We start from the raw sequence: 15558 nt of genomic DNA, 5'->3' as shown, positions 1-15558 counted from the left end.
GCAGCGCCTACCGCACATCGTCCGAGGCTTCTTCGGCGACCCCGAATTGGCGTACATCGCCGCCGTTGCCTGAAGTCAACCTTCGCGCGATCTCATTGGGTATGTAGGTGGTAGAGCGCGCGTCGTGTCCCTGCAGCCACCTTCAGGGCTAGTGGATCATCGCGGCGAGTCGGCGTGGTCCTCACCGACACAGGCCTGTCCACAGCCCGGGAGGGCGCGGGTGATCGTAGGACGCGCCCCTCCGGGGGCTTGGGGCCCGGAGACCGTTCCTGTCAGCCCGGAGGCCCGGGCGGCCGCGGCGGTCACCGTCTCCATCGCCCAGTTCGGTTCCACGCGGTCGATCAACGCCGGCGTGGCGGCCGGCATCGCCATGCACGCCTGGATCCGGCAGCACGCCCGGCCGGGCCTCACGTGAGCGGCGGGTCCGGGTCGATGCCCCGGGCGGTCAGGGCGGCCGCCACGGCCTCGCAGACCGTGCGGACCACCGCCACCCGCGCCCACCGCTTATGCTCGGCGGCGACGACGTGCCAGGGGGCCGCCGGGGTGTCGGTGCGCTCCAGCATCTCCTCGACCGCCGCCTCGTAGGCCGGGCGCTTCTCGCGATTGCGCCAGTCCTCGTCGGTGAGCTTCCACGCGCGGTAGGGGTCGTCGCGGCGGGACTCGAATCGGCGCAGCTGTTCCTCGGGCGACAGGTGCAGCCAGAACTTCACGATCACGGCGCCCTCCGCGACGAGGCTCGACTCCAGGTCGGCGATCTCGCCGTAGGCACGGCGCCACGTCTCCTCGGCCGCGAACCCCTCGACCCGCTCGACCAGCACCCGCCCGTACCAGGTGCGGTCCAGCACGGCCATCCCGCCCCAGCCGGGAAGGACCGGCCAGAAGCGCCAGAGGAAGTGGTGGCGCTTCTCGTCGTGGGTGGGCGCGGCGAACTGGGCGACCCGCACGTGCCGGGGGTCCAGCCGCTCGACCAGGCGCTTGATCGCGCCGCCCTTGCCCGAGGCGTCCCAGCCCTCGAAGAGCACCACCAGGGGCGGCCCGATCTCGCCCGGGCCGATCTGTCCGCCCAGGAGCAGGCGCAGGTGCACCAGCCGCTTCTGGGCGGCCTCGAGCTGCTCCTTCTCCTCGGCCTTGGACAACCGCAGGGTCAGGTCCACGTCGGCGAGCCGGCTCATGCCGGCCAGCGTGGCAGGAGGTGGCGCGGCTCACCTGCCGAGCCACGGAGCGCCAGGTGCCGTCCCGGTCCGCGGCTGCCGATGACAGGGAGACGGCACCGCACCCGGCGAGGCAGGGGAGGACATGGGCTCCAGTCATCCGGACGACGTCGACCAGCTGCCGGTCCCGGCCGATCCCGGCCCTCCCGACGGGCTCCCCGAGCCGACCGACTGGGACGACGCCTGGCTGCCCGAGTGGCTGGGCGACGGGACGGACGAGGACGCCGAACCGGAGCGGGACGCCGAGGCCCGACAGGACGCCGAGCCGGAGCCGGAGCCCGACGTCGACGCCACGCTGGAGGCCGAGACCCGGTCGGACGCCGCGCCCGAGCCGGACGCGGAACCCGGGCCGGACGCGGAGCCCGAGCCGGACGTGGAGCCCGGGCCGGACGCGGAGGACGAGCCCGCATCCGAGCCGGACCTCGTGTCCCCGGCAGGCAGCGCCGAGGACCTCCCGACCGCGGACCCCGACGAGGAGCCCGTCGCCACGGAGGCCTGGCCGGCGGAGGCGACCGCCGAGCCGGAGGAGGTCCCCGAGGAGACCGACGGGCTGCTGCCGCTCCCACCCGTCCGCGTCGTCGTCGGCAGCCGTGCCCCGTCGCGTCGACGCGCGCTCTCGGTGGCGGCCGGCCTGCTCGTCGCCGGGGTCGTGGCCGCGGCGACGCTGCTGACCACCCGCGCCGACGCCCCGGTGCCGGCCGCGGAGGTGGCCGCGCCGACCACCTCGGCTCCGTCGGTGCCCGGCCGGGCCACTCCTGCACCGACGCCGCGCACCGCGCCGGGAGCCCCGTCCGCGACGACGGAGGCAGCGCCCCCGCCCGTGCCGACGCCACCCGCCGCTCCGGCATCCCCGCGGTCGGCCGGCGCCACCGGGGCTCCGGACGTCGCCGTCCCGGCAGCCCCGCGTGCCGCCGTGACACCCGCACCGGTCGTGCCGGTCCCCGACTCCGGGACGGGCGCGGCCGTCCCCGCCGTCCCCCCGTCGGAGCCGGACGGCCCCGAGGCCGCACCGGACCGCACCTCGGTCATCGGTGCGCCGGTCGTGGAGACGACGGACCGGACCCCGATCGCCGCGCCGGAGGGCGACGCGCCGGGGGACGACGCGACGGGGGAGGACGACGTGACCGGCGACCCGGACCCCACGACCCCGCCCGAGCCGACCCCGACCGATCCGCGGTCGCCGGAGGAGCCGGGAGGTCCCGGGGCCGACACCGACCCGACGCCGACGACCGGGGTGCCCGAGCCCACGCAGACCGCGCCGCCGACGGAGGCGACCGACCCCGCCGGAGCGTGATCTCCCCCGCGGGCCGGCCCGACGGGGGCTCCGGGGTGGGACCATGGAGGGTGCCATGACTGCCCTCCCTCTCGTGTTCGAGGCCCCCCGCCGGGGCAAGCCGCCGCGCCACCTCGCCGACCTCACCCGCGAGGAGGCCCGCGCCGCGGTCACCGAGCTGGGCCAGCCGGCCTTCCGGGCCGACCAGCTCGCCCGGCACTTCTACCGGGGCGTGACCGACCCGGCGCAGATGACCGACCTGCCGGCCGCGGTCCGCGAGGAGCTCACCGGCGCGCTGCTGCCCGGCCTGCTCACGCCGGTGCGGACGCTGAGCGCCGACGGCGGACGCACCCGCAAGACGCTGTGGCGGCTGCACGACGGCGCGCTCGTCGAGAGCGTGCTCATGCGCTACCCGGACCGGGCCACCGTCTGCATCTCCAGCCAGGCCGGTTGCGGGATGGCCTGCCCCTTCTGCGCCACCGGCCAGAACGGGCTGACCCGCAATCTCTCGGCCGCGGAGATCATCGGCCAGGCGGTCGCCGCGGCCGCGGCGATGGCGAACGGCGAGGTCGCCGGCGGACCGGGACGGCTGTCCAACGTGGTCTTCATGGGCATGGGGGAGCCGCTGGCGAACTACGCCCGCGTCCGCAAGACCCTCGACGCCCTGGTGACGCCGGCGCCGCACGGGCTGGGCCTGTCCCAGCGCTCGGTCACCGTCTCCACCGTCGGCGTCGTCCCGGCGATCCGGCGGCTGACCGAGGAGGGGCTGCACGTCACCCTCGCGGTCAGCCTGCACGCGCCCGACGACGAGCTGCGCGACAGCCTGGTGCCGATCAACACGCGCTGGAAGGTGCAGGAGGTCCTCGACGCCGCCGACGCCTATGCCGCGCGCACCGGCCGGCGGTACTCGGTCGAGTACGCGCTCATCCGCGACGTCAACGACTCACCCGAGCGGGCCGACCTGCTCGGCCGGCTGCTCGCCGACCGGCGGGCGCACGTCAACCTCATCCCGCTCAACCCGACGCCGGGCAGCCGGTGGGACGCGAGCCCGCTGCCCGCGCAGCGCGAGTTCGTCGCCCGGCTGCGCGCGCACGGCGTGCCGACGACGGTCCGCGACACCCGCGGCCAGGACATCGACGGGGCCTGCGGGCAGCTGGCCGCGGCCGACCGGGTGGACGGCGTCCCCACCGTCGCCCTGCCGCAGCCGTCGCTCGAGCCACCCGTGGAGCTGGGCGCCGAGGCGGACGAGTGAGCTCGGAGGCCCCGGCCGCCGAGGCGCACGACCACAGCCACGCCGACGTCTCCGGCGGGTGGCTGCGCGCGGCGGTCTTCGGCGCGATGGACGGGCTGGTCACCAACACCGCGCTGGTCGCCGGCGTGGGCGGCGGCGGGGCCTCGTCCCGCGCGATCGTGCTCTCCGGGGTGGCCAGCCTGGTCGCGGGCGCGATCTCCATGGGGCTGGGGGAGTACACCTCGGTGCGCACCCAGAACGAGCAGCTCGACCTCGAGGTGGAGAAGGAGCGCCGCGAGCTCGAGCGCAACCCGCGCGGCGAGCTCGCCGAGCTGGCGCAGATGCTGCAGGTCCGCGGGGTCGACGCCGACCTCGCCCAGCGGGTCGCCGGCCAGCTGCACCGCGACCCCGACACCGCGCTGCGGCTGCACGTCGTCGCCGAGCTGGGGCTCAACCCGGCCGACAAGCCCTCGCCGTGGACGGCGGCGGTCTCCTCGTTCGTCACCTTCGCCACCGGCGCGGTGATCCCGCTGCTGCCCTACCTGTTCGGCTTCTCCGTCCTCGCCGCAGCCCTGATGTGCGGGGCCGTGGGCCTGGCCGCGGCCGGCGCGCTGTCGTCGCGCTTCACGCCACGGCCCTGGTGGTACGCCGCCCTGCGGCAGCTGCTCTTCGGCGCGGTCGCGGCCGGGGTCACCTACGCGGTCGGCCTGGCGATCGGCGTCAGCGTGACGTAGCCGACGGCCCCGTCCCAGGCCGGCCCCGTCCAGAGGCTCGCCGTGAGCTTGCGAACGGTGAGCCTCTGGACGGGGCCCTCCAACGAGGGGTGGGGAGGACGGGGTCCTTCACTTCGCGCGCCAGGCGTTGCGGCGGCGCCGCCAATCGAGCAGCAGGATCAGGACCATCAGCGCGGCGATGGACACGACCCAGAGGTCCTCGATACGGCCCTCGTGGTTGCCCCACAGGTAGGCGAGCATGAACAGCGTCGCGATGACCGCGCCCAGGCGGCCCCACCTGCCGGTCTCGCCGTGCCAGCCCCATTCCTCGGGGCGCTCGTGCTCGACCGGCCGGGCCCCGGCCCGGACGATGCCCTCCTCGCGGTTGGGCTGGTTGACCCGCCTGGTCGCGGGGTTGTCCACGGTGATCCGCTCGCGGTGGGTCTGCTCGCTCACGCCGCCATTCTGCCAGCCCCGCTGCCACGCCACCCGCCGAGGGCTGGCGGCGCGCCGGGGTCGGGGAGGATGCCCTCCGTGGACGGTGTGCGCGAGGTGACGGTGCTGGGCTCCACCGGGTCGATCGGCCGGCAGGCGATCGCGGTGGCCGAGCAGAACCCGGACCGGCTGCGGATCACCGGCCTGGCCGCCGGCGGCGGGGACGTCGCCCGGCTGGCCGAGCAGGCGCTGTCCCTGGGGGTCCGCACCGTCGCCGTGGCGCGGGCGACCGCCGCCCAGGACCTGCAGCTGGCCTTCTACGCGGCGGCGTCCCAGCGCGGCTGGTCGAGGGGCGAGTTCACGCTGCCGGAGATCCTCGCCGGCCCGCGGGCGGCCGAGGAGCTCGCCGCCCGCCCGGCCGACGTCGTCCTCAACGGCATCACCGGCTCCATCGGGCTGCGGCCCACCCTGTCGGCGCTGCGCGCCGGGCGCACCGTCGCGCTGGCCAACAAGGAGTCGCTGGTGGCCGGCGGGGAGCTCGTCACCGCCACGGCCGCGCCCGGCCAGCTGGTGCCGGTGGACTCCGAGCACTCCGCGCTGGCCCAGTGCCTGCGCGGCGGCGCCCGCGGCGAGGTGGCCCGGCTGGTGCTCACCGCCAGCGGCGGGCCGTTCCGCGGCCGCAGCGCCGCCGAGCTGGCCGACGTCACCGTCGAGCAGGCCCTGGCCCACCCGACCTGGGACATGGGCCCGGTCGTGACGATCAACTCCGCGACCCTGGTCAACAAGGGCCTGGAGCTCATCGAGGCGCACCTGCTGTTCGACGTCCCCTTCGCCGACATCGACGTCGTCGTGCACCCGCAGTCGATCGTGCACTCGATGGTGACCTTCGCCGACGGCGCGACCATCGCCCAGGCCAGCCCGCCGGACATGCGGCTGCCGATCGCGCTGGCCCTGGCCTGGCCCGACCGGCTGCCGAAGGTGCAGCCGGCGCTGGACTGGTCGACGGCCAGCAGCTGGGAGTTCGCCCCGCTGGACGACGAGGCGTTCCCCGCGGTGAGGCTGGCCCGCTCCGCCGGCGAGACGGGCGGTGTGGCCCCGGCGGTCTACAACGCCGCCAACGAGGAGGCGGTCGCGGCCTTCCTGGCGGGTCGGCTGCCGTTCCGGGGCATCGTCGACCTCGTCGCGCGTACCCTCGACGACGCGCCGGACCTCGGCGCCCCCACCTGCGTCGAGGACGTCCTGGCGGCGGAGGGGTGGGCCCGGCAGCACGCCGGGAGCGTGATCGCCGGAGGCTGAGCTGAGCGGGTTCCTGCTGACCGTCCTCGGGATCGTCGCCTTCGCGGTCGGGCTGCTCTTCTCGATCGCCTTCCACGAGTTCGGGCACTTCTTCTGGGCCCGGAAGTTCGGCATGCGGGTGCCGCAGTTCATGGTCGGCTTCGGCCCGACGGTCTTCTCCCGCACCCGTGGGGAGACCGAGTACGGCGTCAAGGCCGTCCCGCTCGGCGGCTACATCCGCATCATCGGGATGATCCCGCCGGCCGAGGAGAACGAGAGCAAGCGGGCGACCCGCATGCGCTCGTTCATCGCCGAGGTGCGCGGCGCGGCACTCAACGACGTCCGCCCCGGTGACGAGGGGCGGGTCTTCTGGGCCAAGCCCTGGTGGCAACGGGTCATCGTCATGTTCGCCGGCCCGTTCCACAACCTGGTGCTGGCGGTGCTGCTCTTCACCGTGCTGCTGACCATCGTCGGCACCAGCGTGCTGACGACGACGGTGCGCACCGTCCCGGAGTGCGTGCTGCCGGCCGGGGCGGTGACCGCCGTGCAGGAGGACGCCTGCTCGGTGCCGATCACTCTCGAGGGGCAGACCTGCGAGGAGGGGACGCCGGGCTGCGCGCTGCCCCGGCAGAGCCCGGCCGCGGCCGCCGGTCTGCGCCCCGGCGACACGATCGTCGCCATCGACGGGCAGCCGCTGGACCCGACCGCGTACGACAGCTGGACGCGGATGCAGGAGGCGATCCGCACCAGCCCCGAGCAGCCGCTGGGCCTCACCGTCGAGCGGGACGGCGCGCGCCGCGAGGTGACCGTCACGCCGATCCCCAGCACCGTCTACGCCGACCCGAACGACCCCACCGAGGGGACGACGACCGCCGGCTACCTCGGCATCTCGCCCGACGGCCAGCTCGCCCGGCAGGACCTCTCCGACGTCCCCGGCTACTTCGGCATGGTCGTCACCGGCGCCGTCGAGCGGCTCGTGGAGATCCCCGAGCGCATCCCGCAGCTGTTCCGCGCGGCGTTCCTGGGGGAGGAGCGCGACCCCAACGGCCCGATCGGCGTCGTCGGCGTGGGCCGCATCTCCGGCGAGGTGTTCGCCATCCCGGAGCTGACCACCATGGAGAAGGTCAGCACATTCCTGCAGCTGCTGGCCAGCATCAACCTGGTGCTGTTCCTGTTCAACCTGCTGCCGATCTACCCGCTCGACGGCGGGCACGTCGCCGGGGCGCTGTACGAGAAGGCGCGCTCGGTCGTCGCCCGGCTGCGGGGCCGGCCCGACCCCGGACCATTCGACATCGCCCGGCTCATGCCGGTCGCCTACGCCGTCGCGGGCCTGTTCGTCGTCCTCTCGGGCCTGCTGCTCATCGCCGACATCGTCAACCCGATCACGCTCCAGTAGCCCCCGGCGGGTGTTCCACCCCACGTCACCGGCACCGACCTGCCGGAACGGCGATACTGGGCGCCATGGCCATTCCCGTCGGTCTCGGCATGCCCGCTGCACCCCCGCCCGTCCTCGCCCCCCGGCGCAAGACCCGCCAGCTCATGGTCGGCGACGTGGGCGTCGGCAGCGACCACCCGGTCAGCGTGCAGTCGATGACGACGACGAAGACCGCCGACATCAACGCCACGCTGCAGCAGATCGCCGAGCTCACCGCCTCGGGCTGCCAGATCGTGCGGGTCGCCGTCCCGGACACCGACGACGCCGAGGCGCTGCCGATCATCGCGAAGAAGTCGCAGATCCCGGTCATCGCCGACATCCACTTCCAGCCGCGGTACGTGTTCGCCGCGATCGACGCCGGCTGCGCCGCCGTCCGGGTGAATCCCGGCAACATCAAGAAGTTCGACGACAAGGTCGGCGAGATCGCCAAGGCGGCCAAGGACGCCGGCATCCCCATCCGGATCGGCGTCAACGCCGGGTCGCTGGACAAGCGGCTGCTGGCCAAGTACGGCAAGGCCACCCCCGAGGCACTGGTCGAGTCGGCGCTGTGGGAGTGCTCGCTGTTCGAGGAGCACGACTTCCGCGACATCAAGATCTCGGTCAAGCACAACGACCCGGTGGTCATGGTGCGCGCCTACGAGCTGCTGGCCGCGCAGTGCGACTACCCGCTGCACCTCGGCGTCACCGAGGCCGGCCCCGCCTTCCAGGGCACCATCAAGTCCGCGGTCGCCTTCGGCGCGCTGCTGAGCCAGGGCATCGGCGACACCATCCGCGTCTCCCTCTCCGCCCCGCCGGCCGAGGAGGTCAAGGTCGGCACGCAGATCCTCGAGTCGCTCAACCTCCGCCAGCGCGGCCTGGAGATCGTCAGCTGCCCGTCGTGCGGTCGCGCCCAGGTCGACGTCTACACCCTGGCCAACGAGGTGACCGCCGGGCTCGAGGGCATGGAGGTGCCGCTGCGCGTCGCGGTCATGGGCTGCGTCGTCAACGGGCCCGGTGAGGCCCGCGAGGCCGACCTCGGCGTGGCCTCCGGCAACGGCAAGGGGCAGATCTTCGTCAAGGGCGAGGTCATCAAGACCGTCCCCGAGTCGCAGATCGTCGAGACCCTCATCGAGGAGGCTCTACGACTCGCCGGGGAGATGCGCCCGTCCGGCGAGCAGATCGGCGACGGCGTCCCCTCCGGCCCGCCCGTCGTCACCGTCGGCTGACCGGTCCGGTGCTGCGCTCGCCGACGGCGCGGGTCCTCGACGAGACCGACGAGCCCGCCGTCCGTGCCCTGCTCGCCAGCGACCCGGTGGCCGCCTGCGTCATCGCGGGGCGGGTGGAGGCGGCCGGCACCGGCGCGGCGCTCGGCGCCCCGCTGTGGGGGCTGGACAGCGGGCGCTCCCTGGACGCGGTCTGCCTGGCCGGGGCCAACCTGATCCCGTTCGCCGTCCCCGGCGCGGAGCGGGTCGCGGCCGCCGCGTTCGCCGAGCGCGCCCGCCGCGCCGGGCGGCGCTGCTCGACTATCGTCGGCCCCGCCGCGTCCGTGGAACCGCTGTGGGAGCTGCTGGAGCCCTCGTGGGGCCCGGCCCGCGACCACCGGCCCCGCCAGCCGCTGCTGGCCATCGAGGGCCCGCCCGCGATCGCCCCCGAACCGCGGGTCCGCCCGGTGCGGCCGTCCGAGCTCGACCTCCTGCTGCCGGCCGCGGTGGCCATGTTCACCGAGGAGGTCGGGGTCAGCCCGCTGCGGGTCGACGGCGGCGCCGGCTACCGCGCCCGGGTCGCCGACCTGGTCCGCGCCGGCCAGTCGCTGGCCTGGATCGAGCGCGGCGAGGTGCTGTTCAAGGCCGAGATCGGCGCGGTCTCCCGCAGCGTCTGCCAGGTGCAGGGCGTCTGGGTGGCCCCCGCCCACCGCGGCCGGGGCATCGGCACCGCCGGCACCGCGGCCGTCGTCGAGTACGCCCGCACCGCCGTCGCCCCGGTGGTCAGCCTCTACGTCAACGACTTCAACGCCTCCGCCCGCGCCGCCTACGCCCGGGTGGGGTTCCGCGAGGTGGGGCGGTTCGCCAGCATCCTGTTCTGATCCCCGGCTCCCCGGCATCCCGGCCTCCTCCTCACGCCTCCCCGGCTCCCCGCCGACGATCATGAATCTGCGGTGGCGACGCGCCGGGGGCTGACCGCGTGTCGCCACCGCAGCTCCATGATCGTCGGCGATCGGACGTCCACGGCTCGGCGCCGAGGTCCCGGACCCGGCGTCTGGTAGCACTGGTGTCCGTGCGCACACGTCGAGGGACGGTCCTCGGGTCCACGTTCACGCTGCTCGCCGTGCCGGTGCTGGCGGCCTGCTCCGGCAACGCCGAGGACGACGTCCGCTCCGCGGCCGAGGCCTTCCTCGCCGACTGGGCGGCCGGGGACACCGCGGCCGCCGCCGACGCCACCACCGACCCCGCCGCCGCGACCGCCCTGCTCGAGCAGACCGCGACCGACCTGCCCGAGGCCGTGCTGAGCCCCGAGGTCGGGCAGGTCAGCGTCGAGGACGGCACCGCCACCGTCGACTGGACCGCCACCTGGGACCTCGCTGCAGCCCCCGACTGGAGCTACCCGGCCACCCTGCGGCTGCAGGAGGCCGAGGAGGGCTGGGACGTCGTCGCCGAGCCCACCCTCGTGCACCCGGAGCTCGGGGAGGGCCAGCGGCTGCTGCTGGAGCGTGAGCTGCCCGAGCGCGCGGCGATCACCGACGCGGCCGGGCAGCCGCTGTTCGCCCCGACCGAGGTCGTCAACGTCGGCGTCGACCCCGCCCAGGTCACCGACCTGCCGGCGCTCGCCGCGGAGCTGTCGGCGGCCACCGGGATCCCCGCCGAGGAGATCGTGGCCGACGTCCAGGCCGCGCCGGCCAGCCAGTTCGTGCCGGTGATCACGCTGCGCCGTCCGGACTTCGAGGCCATCCGCGCGCGGGTCTTCGACCTGCCCGGCGCGGTGTTCCCGACCGACACCCGGCTGCTGGCGCCCAGTCCCCGCTTCGCCGCGGCCCTGCTGGGCCGGGTCGGCCCGGCGACCGCCGAGGTGCTGGAGGAGACCGCCGAGGACGGCGCCCCGGTGTACGCCGCCGGCGACGAGCTCGGCCTCTCCGGCCTGCAGCGCGCCCTCCAGGAGCAGCTCACCGGCACGCCCGGCTTCACCGTGAGCGTGGTCAGCACCGACGAGGCCACCGGCGACACCGGCCGGGAGGTCGACGCGGTGGCGCCGGTACCCGGCGAGCCGGTGCAGACGCCGCTGGTGCGCGCGGTGCAGACCGCCGCCGACGCCGCCGTCGCCACTCAGCAGCTGCCGACCCACCTGGTCGTCGTCCGGCCCGGCACGGGGGAGATCGTGGCGGTGTCCTCCAACGAGGCCGCCGCCGCGGGCAACGCGTTCACCGGCCAGTACCCGCCCGGCTCGAGCATGAAGACGATCACCGCCACCGCACTGCTCGCCACCGGCACCCTGACGCCGCAGACGCCGGTCGCCTGCCCCGGCACCTTCGTCGTCGACGGGCGCGAGTTCGAGAACGCCGACCAGTTCGACCTGGGCACGGTCCCGTTCACCGAGGCCTTCGCCGAGTCGTGCAACACGACCTTCATGCAGCAGGGCCTGCAACTACCCGACGACGCGCTGGCCGACGCCGCCGCCTCCTACGGCGTGGGCACCGACTGGCAGCTGCCGGTCGACGTGTTCAGCGGCGAGGTGCCCGCCGACAGCACCGGGACGACGAAGGCGGCCAACGCCATCGGCCAGGGCCAGGTGCTGATGAGCCCCGCCCAGCTGGCCCTGGTGGCCGCGGGGATCGCGAGCGGGACCCCGGCGGTGCCGGTCGAGGTCGTCGGCGCCGAGCCGGCCGGGCAGGTCCCCGCCGGCCCGGACCCCGCCGTGCTCGAGGCGCTGCGGCCGATGATGCGCGAGGTGGTGCTCTCCGGGACGGCGAGCGGGCTGGCCGACCGCGGCGAGGTCCACGGCAAGACCGGCACCGCCGAGTTCGGCACCAACACCCCGCCCGACGCCCACGGCTGGTTCATGGGCTACCAGCTGGGCGGGCCGCAGGGCGACCTCGCCTTCGCCGTCCTGGTGGAGACCGGTCAGTCCAGCAGCGTGGCCGTCGACGTCACCGACGCCTTCCTCGGCGGACTGGGCGGTTAGCGGCTGCCTGCCGACGAGTCACGGCAACGGTGTGCACGGAGGTGGGGCCTCCCGAGAACCCGGCCTCCGCGCACACCGTTCGGCCCGGCCCCGTCAGCGCGCCCCCTGGCATGACGGAGCACCCGTCCTGCCTCAGGCCTGCGGGAGGCCGGGGAGCGCGTCGGTGACCGGTGTACGGCCGGCGGCGGTGCGCCACCCGACGGCGCGCACCTCGGCGGCCCCGAGCTCCCCGACGGCGAGCTCGCGCACCGCGGGCTCGGTCGCCTGGTCGAGCAGCCGCACCCAGGCCGCGGACACGCCCTCCTCGAGGACGACGGCCAGCGCAGCGGCGTCCACTGCCGACAGGACCGGGAAGGGCAGGGTGTAGCCGGGCTCGCGGGTCACCGGGTCGGCGCCGCGGGACTCCAGCAGCGCCACCAGCCGGTCGCGGACGTCCCGGTGCGCGACCTCGCCGGCCACCGCGGGCTCGCGGGCGTCCAGGGGCAGCGCCGCGCCCACCGTGCCGTACCCCCACACGGCGGCGTGCTCGGCGGCCAGCACCTCCTGCAGCGCCGCGGTCTCGGTGCCCTCGTCGAGGACGCCGTCGTCAGCCACCTGCCCCTCCTCTGCTCACGCCAGTGCTGCCTCGTGCCCGCGCAGCCCCGCGGCGACCGACCCGAGCAACGCCGCCCGCGCGCCCGTCTGCCGGGCGCAGGCCGCGGCGTGGGCAGCGGCCGCGCCGGCCACCTGCCCGCGCAGCCAGGTCCGCACGTCCCCGCCGGTCGGGACGGCCGGCGGCGCCGAGGAGGACGCGGCCGGCGACGGCACGGCGGACGCGGCCGGCGACGCCGTGGCGGACGGCGCGGCGGCGCGCAGCCGGTCCAGCTGCTCGCCGGCCTGCGCGGCCAGGTCGCTGAGGGCCAGGGCGGGGTCGGCGGTCGTCGCCGCCGCGTAGGCCGCGACCACCGCCTCCTGGACCGCCACCTGCTCGGCCAGCCGGTCGGCCTCCTCGGTGCTCACCGCCGTGGTGTCCGAGGAGCCCGCGGTGCAGCCGGCGGCGAGCAGCGCGAGCCCCGCCGAGGCCGCGAGGAAGGCACGACGGGGCAGGCCCGCCGGGGCGGGGGGAGCGAGGGGGACCATCGCCCCCATTCTCTCAGCCCCGCCCGCGCCGGGCCGGGAGCACACGGCGGGCGGGTCCCTCCCGGCCGCCCGGTCTCGGGCCGGCGGGCGGAGCGGTAGCCTGACCCTCCGCCCGGTACCGGGCCGACGGCGTGTCCTCCGTCCCCGCGACGGGTTCCGACACGGAGCGCCGGACCACCGTGCGCGCGCCGCCGACCGAGCCAGGAGAGGGAGGGAGCCGTGTCCGCCGCCCCCCGCACCGACCCCGTCGCGACCCGCCTCGCCGGGCTGGTCGCCCCGGTCGTCGAGGCCGCCGGGTACGACCTCGAGGAGCTGGTCGTCACCCCGGCCGGCCGGCGCAGCATCGTCCGGGTCGTGGTCGACCGGGACGCCGGCGTGACCCTCGACGACGTCGCCGAGGTCAGCCGCGCGGTCTCCACGGCCCTCGACGAGCACGACGGCGAGTTCGGCAGCGCCCCCTACGTGCTGGAGGTCACCAGCCCCGGGGTCGACCGGCCGCTCACCGAGCCGCGGCACTGGCGGCGCAACACGGGGCGCCTGGTCACCGTGGCCGTGGGGCCCGCGGGCTCGACCGAGCAGGTGACCGCGCGGCTGCTCGAGGTCGGCGGCGACGGGGTCATCCTCGCGGTGGAGGCAAAGGGCAAGCCCGGGGCGAAGAAGCGGCCGCCCACCCGGCGGCAGGTGCCGTGGCAGGAGCTGGGCGCCGGGCGGGTGCAGGTGGAGTTCGGCCGGCCCGGACCCGGGGAGCCCGAGGACGCTGCACCGGAGCCGGATCCCGCGGACGACGACGGAGGAGGACAGTGAACATCGACGTGACCGCCCTCAAGGCGGTCGAGCGGGAGAAGGGCATCCCGGCCGACACCGTCATCGAGGCCATCGAGACGGCCCTGGTGACCGCGTACCGGCACGCCGACGGCGCGAGCAAGCACGTACGGGTGCACGTGGACCGCAAGACCGGCGAGGTCGCGGTGCTCGCCCAGGAGCTCGGGCCGGACGGCGAGGTCGTCCGCGAGTGGGACGACACCCCGCAGGACTTCGGTCGCATCGCGGCCAGCACCGCCAAGCAGGTCATCGTCCAGCGGCTGCGCGACGCCGAGCGCGAGCAGACCTTCGGCGAGTACGCGGGCAAGGAGGGCGACATCGTCAGCGGGATCGTGCAGGCCGACCAGCGGCGCAACGCCAGCGGCACGGTGCTCGTCGACATCGGCAAGGTGGAGGCCGTGCTGCCCCCCGCCGAGCAGGTGCCGGGGGAGACCTATCCCCACGGCAGCCGGCTGAAGGCCTACGTGGTCTCGGTCGCCCGCACCTTCCGCGGCCCGCAGGTCACCGTCTCGCGCACGCACCCGAACCTGGTCCGCAAGCTCTTCGCCCTCGAGGTGCCGGAGATCGCCGACGGCAGCGTCGAGATCGTCGCGGTCGCGCGCGAGGCCGGCCACCGCTCGAAGATCGCCGTCCGCACCTCGGTGCCGGGGCTCAACGCCAAGGGCGCCTGCATCGGCCCGATGGGGCAGCGGGTGCGCAACGTCATGAGCGAGCTGCACGGCGAGAAGATCGACATCGTCGACTGGTCCGACGACCCGGCGACCTTCGTGGCCTCGGCGCTGAGCCCGGCGCGGGTCTCCAGCGCCCAGCTCGTCGACCGCCAGGCGAAGGCCGTGCGGGTCGTCGTCCCCGACTACCAGCTGTCGCTCGCGATCGGCAAGGAGGGGCAGAACGCCCGCCTGGCCGCCCGGCTGACCGGCTGCCGGATCGACATCCGCAGCGACGCCCAGCCCGACGACGCCACCCCCTCGCCGGGCGTCGGGCGCGCGCCGCTGCGCTCGGGTGCGCCGGCCGCGCGCGGCGGCCGTCCCGGGGGGCCGGGCGCGGGCGCACGCCCCGGTCGGGTGCCCGGTGGCCGGAGCCCGGAACACCCGGGGCCCTCAGCGCGCTAGAGTGCAGGGTGGCCGAAACGTCGATCCCGGTGCGCACCTGTGTGGGCTGCCGGAAGCGCGCTCCGGTCACCGACCTGCTGCGCGTCGTCGCACGGGACGGGGCACTCGTCCCCGACCCGCGACGGAGGCTCCCTGGTCGGGGTGCCTCGCTGCACCCCACCCCGGAGTGCCTGCACGCAGCGGAGCGACGCCGGGCCTTCCCCCGGGCGCTGCGCCTCCCCGGAGGCGGCGGCTCCCCGGTGGAGGCCGGTCCGCTCCGGGAACACGTCCTCGGCGCGCCTGTGGCGCTCCCGGGGAGCGGGTCCCGGGCGGGCGACCACCCACGAACGACAACCGCACCAACACAGACGGACCCGCACCCGGCGGGTCCGCACGTCGAGAGCAGGACGTCGTCGGATGAGCAAGCCGTGAAGTCCCCACGATGAGCCACCCCACCATGCAGTACTGACGACGAGGTCGCGCGGGCCAGCCGCCGGCCTCACACACGAGGAGATCCGTGCCAGGCAAAGCCCGCGTACACGAACTCGCCAAGGAGTTCGGTGTCGACAGCAAGACCGTGCTCGCCAAGCTCAAGGAGCAGGGTGAGTTCGTGAAGTCCGCCTCCTCCACCGTCGAGGCCCCCGTGGCCCGGCGGCTCCGGGAGGCCTTCGTCGCGTCCGGTTCCAACGGCGGCGGCAACGGCGGTGGCCAGGCGGCCGCCCCCAAGCCCGCCCCGCGTCCCGGCTGTCGCTTATACAAATCTGACGCTGCCGACGACCCCGTACCGGTACATCCCGGTGG

17 protein-coding genes are annotated in these 15558 nt (G+C 75.4%); 13 read left to right on the top strand and 4 right to left on the bottom strand.

What is annotated here, in order from left to right:
* The first annotated feature begins 220 nt into the window (after positions 1 to 220).
* Positions 221 to 415, top strand: coding sequence for an RNA methyltransferase (locus tag CNO22_RS27840; RefSeq protein WP_157937017.1), 195 nt, complete (start codon positions 221 to 223; stop codon positions 413 to 415).
* On the opposite strand, the gene CNO22_RS19340 is transcribed toward CNO22_RS27840, so the two are convergent.
* Entirely contained in the window at positions 408 to 1172 is a 765-nt protein-coding gene (locus tag CNO22_RS19340) for a polyphosphate kinase 2 family protein (RefSeq protein ID WP_100500906.1), read from the bottom strand. The two genes, CNO22_RS27840 and CNO22_RS19340, sit on opposite strands and share 8 nt — an antisense overlap.
* A 124-nt stretch (positions 1173 to 1296) precedes the next feature.
* On the opposite strand from CNO22_RS19340, the gene CNO22_RS19335 reads away from it, so the two are divergent.
* The 3 genes from CNO22_RS19335 to CNO22_RS19325 are packed head-to-tail and all read left to right on the top strand — an operon-like array spanning position 1297 to position 4449.
* Positions 1297 to 2505, top strand: coding sequence for a hypothetical protein (locus tag CNO22_RS19335; RefSeq protein WP_100500905.1), 1209 nt, complete (start codon positions 1297 to 1299; stop codon positions 2503 to 2505).
* Positions 2506 to 2560: 55 nt separating this feature from the next.
* Positions 2561 to 3736 (top strand): 23S rRNA (adenine(2503)-C(2))-methyltransferase RlmN, encoded by a 1176-nt coding sequence (rlmN, locus tag CNO22_RS19330; RefSeq protein WP_100500904.1) that lies wholly within the window; start codon positions 2561 to 2563, stop codon positions 3734 to 3736.
* On the top strand, positions 3733 to 4449 hold the full coding sequence (locus CNO22_RS19325) for a VIT1/CCC1 transporter family protein (RefSeq protein WP_100500903.1): 717 nt from the start codon (positions 3733 to 3735) through the stop codon (positions 4447 to 4449). The genes rlmN and CNO22_RS19325 overlap by 4 nt, the downstream gene beginning before the upstream one ends.
* 108 nt (positions 4450 to 4557) lie before the next feature.
* Here CNO22_RS19325 and CNO22_RS19320 read toward each other — a convergent pair whose 3' ends face one another.
* Positions 4558 to 4884: a DUF2631 domain-containing protein gene (locus CNO22_RS19320; RefSeq protein ID WP_100500902.1), complete on the bottom strand. Its 327-nt coding sequence runs from the start codon at positions 4882 to 4884 to the stop codon at positions 4558 to 4560.
* Between the two features lie 78 nt (positions 4885 to 4962).
* On the opposite strand from CNO22_RS19320, the gene dxr reads away from it, so the two are divergent.
* The 5 genes from dxr (at position 4963) to CNO22_RS19295 (ending at position 11725) form a co-directional block, all read left to right on the top strand.
* Positions 4963 to 6159 carry a 1-deoxy-D-xylulose-5-phosphate reductoisomerase gene (dxr, locus tag CNO22_RS19315; protein ID WP_198588447.1) on the top strand — a complete coding sequence of 399 codons (1197 nt, stop codon included), beginning with the start codon at positions 4963 to 4965 and terminating at the stop codon, positions 6157 to 6159.
* 1 nt (position 6160) lies between these two features.
* Entirely contained in the window at positions 6161 to 7534 is a 1374-nt protein-coding gene (locus tag CNO22_RS19310) for a M50 family metallopeptidase (RefSeq protein ID WP_100500900.1), read from the top strand.
* A 65-nt stretch (positions 7535 to 7599) separates the two neighbouring features.
* Positions 7600 to 8778: a flavodoxin-dependent (E)-4-hydroxy-3-methylbut-2-enyl-diphosphate synthase gene (gene ispG / locus CNO22_RS19305; RefSeq protein WP_100500899.1), complete on the top strand. Its 1179-nt coding sequence runs from the start codon at positions 7600 to 7602 to the stop codon at positions 8776 to 8778.
* A gap of 8 nt (positions 8779 to 8786) precedes the next feature.
* Complete coding sequence (locus tag CNO22_RS19300) at positions 8787 to 9635, top strand: GNAT family N-acetyltransferase (RefSeq protein ID WP_100500898.1); 849 nt, start codon at positions 8787 to 8789, stop codon at positions 9633 to 9635.
* A gap of 185 nt (positions 9636 to 9820) precedes the next feature.
* Complete coding sequence (locus CNO22_RS19295) at positions 9821 to 11725, top strand: penicillin-binding transpeptidase domain-containing protein (protein WP_232807181.1); 1905 nt, start codon at positions 9821 to 9823, stop codon at positions 11723 to 11725.
* 132 nt (positions 11726 to 11857) lie between these two features.
* Here CNO22_RS19295 and CNO22_RS19290 read toward each other — a convergent pair whose 3' ends face one another.
* Both CNO22_RS19290 and CNO22_RS19285 read right to left on the bottom strand, forming a co-directional pair.
* The gene (locus CNO22_RS19290; RefSeq protein ID WP_100500897.1) at positions 11858 to 12319 is read right to left on the bottom strand and encodes a ferritin-like domain-containing protein; all 462 of its coding nucleotides are present in this window, start codon (positions 12317 to 12319) and stop codon (positions 11858 to 11860) included.
* A gap of 15 nt (positions 12320 to 12334) precedes the next feature.
* Positions 12335 to 12844, bottom strand: coding sequence for a hypothetical protein (locus CNO22_RS19285; RefSeq protein ID WP_100500896.1), 510 nt, complete (start codon positions 12842 to 12844; stop codon positions 12335 to 12337).
* 219 nt (positions 12845 to 13063) lie between these two features.
* Here CNO22_RS19285 and rimP point away from each other — a divergent pair, with 219 nt between their 5' ends.
* The 4 genes from rimP to CNO22_RS29240 form a co-directional block, all read left to right on the top strand.
* Entirely contained in the window at positions 13064 to 13648 is a 585-nt protein-coding gene (rimP, locus tag CNO22_RS19280) for a ribosome maturation factor RimP (RefSeq protein ID WP_100500895.1), read from the top strand.
* A complete protein-coding gene (nusA, locus tag CNO22_RS19275; protein WP_100500894.1) occupies positions 13645 to 14778 on the top strand; it encodes a transcription termination factor NusA in 1134 nt (377 codons plus the stop codon). The genes rimP and nusA overlap by 4 nt, the downstream gene beginning before the upstream one ends.
* Before the next feature lie 8 nt (positions 14779 to 14786).
* Positions 14787 to 15203 (top strand): YlxR family protein, encoded by a 417-nt coding sequence (locus tag CNO22_RS19270; protein WP_100500893.1) that lies wholly within the window; start codon positions 14787 to 14789, stop codon positions 15201 to 15203.
* 71 nt (positions 15204 to 15274) lie between these two features.
* Positions 15275 to 15558, top strand: a 284-nt coding sequence (locus tag CNO22_RS29240; protein WP_232807180.1) for a translation initiation factor IF-2 N-terminal domain-containing protein, incomplete at its 3' end; no start/stop codon positions are given.

This window comes from Geodermatophilus chilensis (assembly GCF_002802985.1).
GTDB lineage: Bacteria > Actinomycetota > Actinomycetes > Mycobacteriales > Geodermatophilaceae > Geodermatophilus > Geodermatophilus chilensis.
Note: the sequence above shows the minus strand (reverse complement) of the source record. Positions and strands in the feature narration are given on the sequence as shown.

Coding starts and splice junctions, on each gene's coding strand:
- CNO22_RS19340 (WP_100500906.1), bottom strand. CDS start 1,172: ATGAGCCGGCTCGCCGACGTGGACCTGACCCTGCGGTTGTCCAAGGCC.
- CNO22_RS19335 (WP_100500905.1), top strand. CDS start 1,297: ATGGGCTCCAGTCATCCGGACGACGTCGACCAGCTGCCGGTCCCGGCC.
- rlmN (WP_100500904.1), top strand. CDS start 2,561: ATGACTGCCCTCCCTCTCGTGTTCGAGGCCCCCCGCCGGGGCAAGCCG.
- ispG (WP_100500899.1), top strand. CDS start 7,600: ATGGCCATTCCCGTCGGTCTCGGCATGCCCGCTGCACCCCCGCCCGTC.
- CNO22_RS19285 (WP_100500896.1), bottom strand. CDS start 12,844: ATGGTCCCCCTCGCTCCCCCCGCCCCGGCGGGCCTGCCCCGTCGTGCC.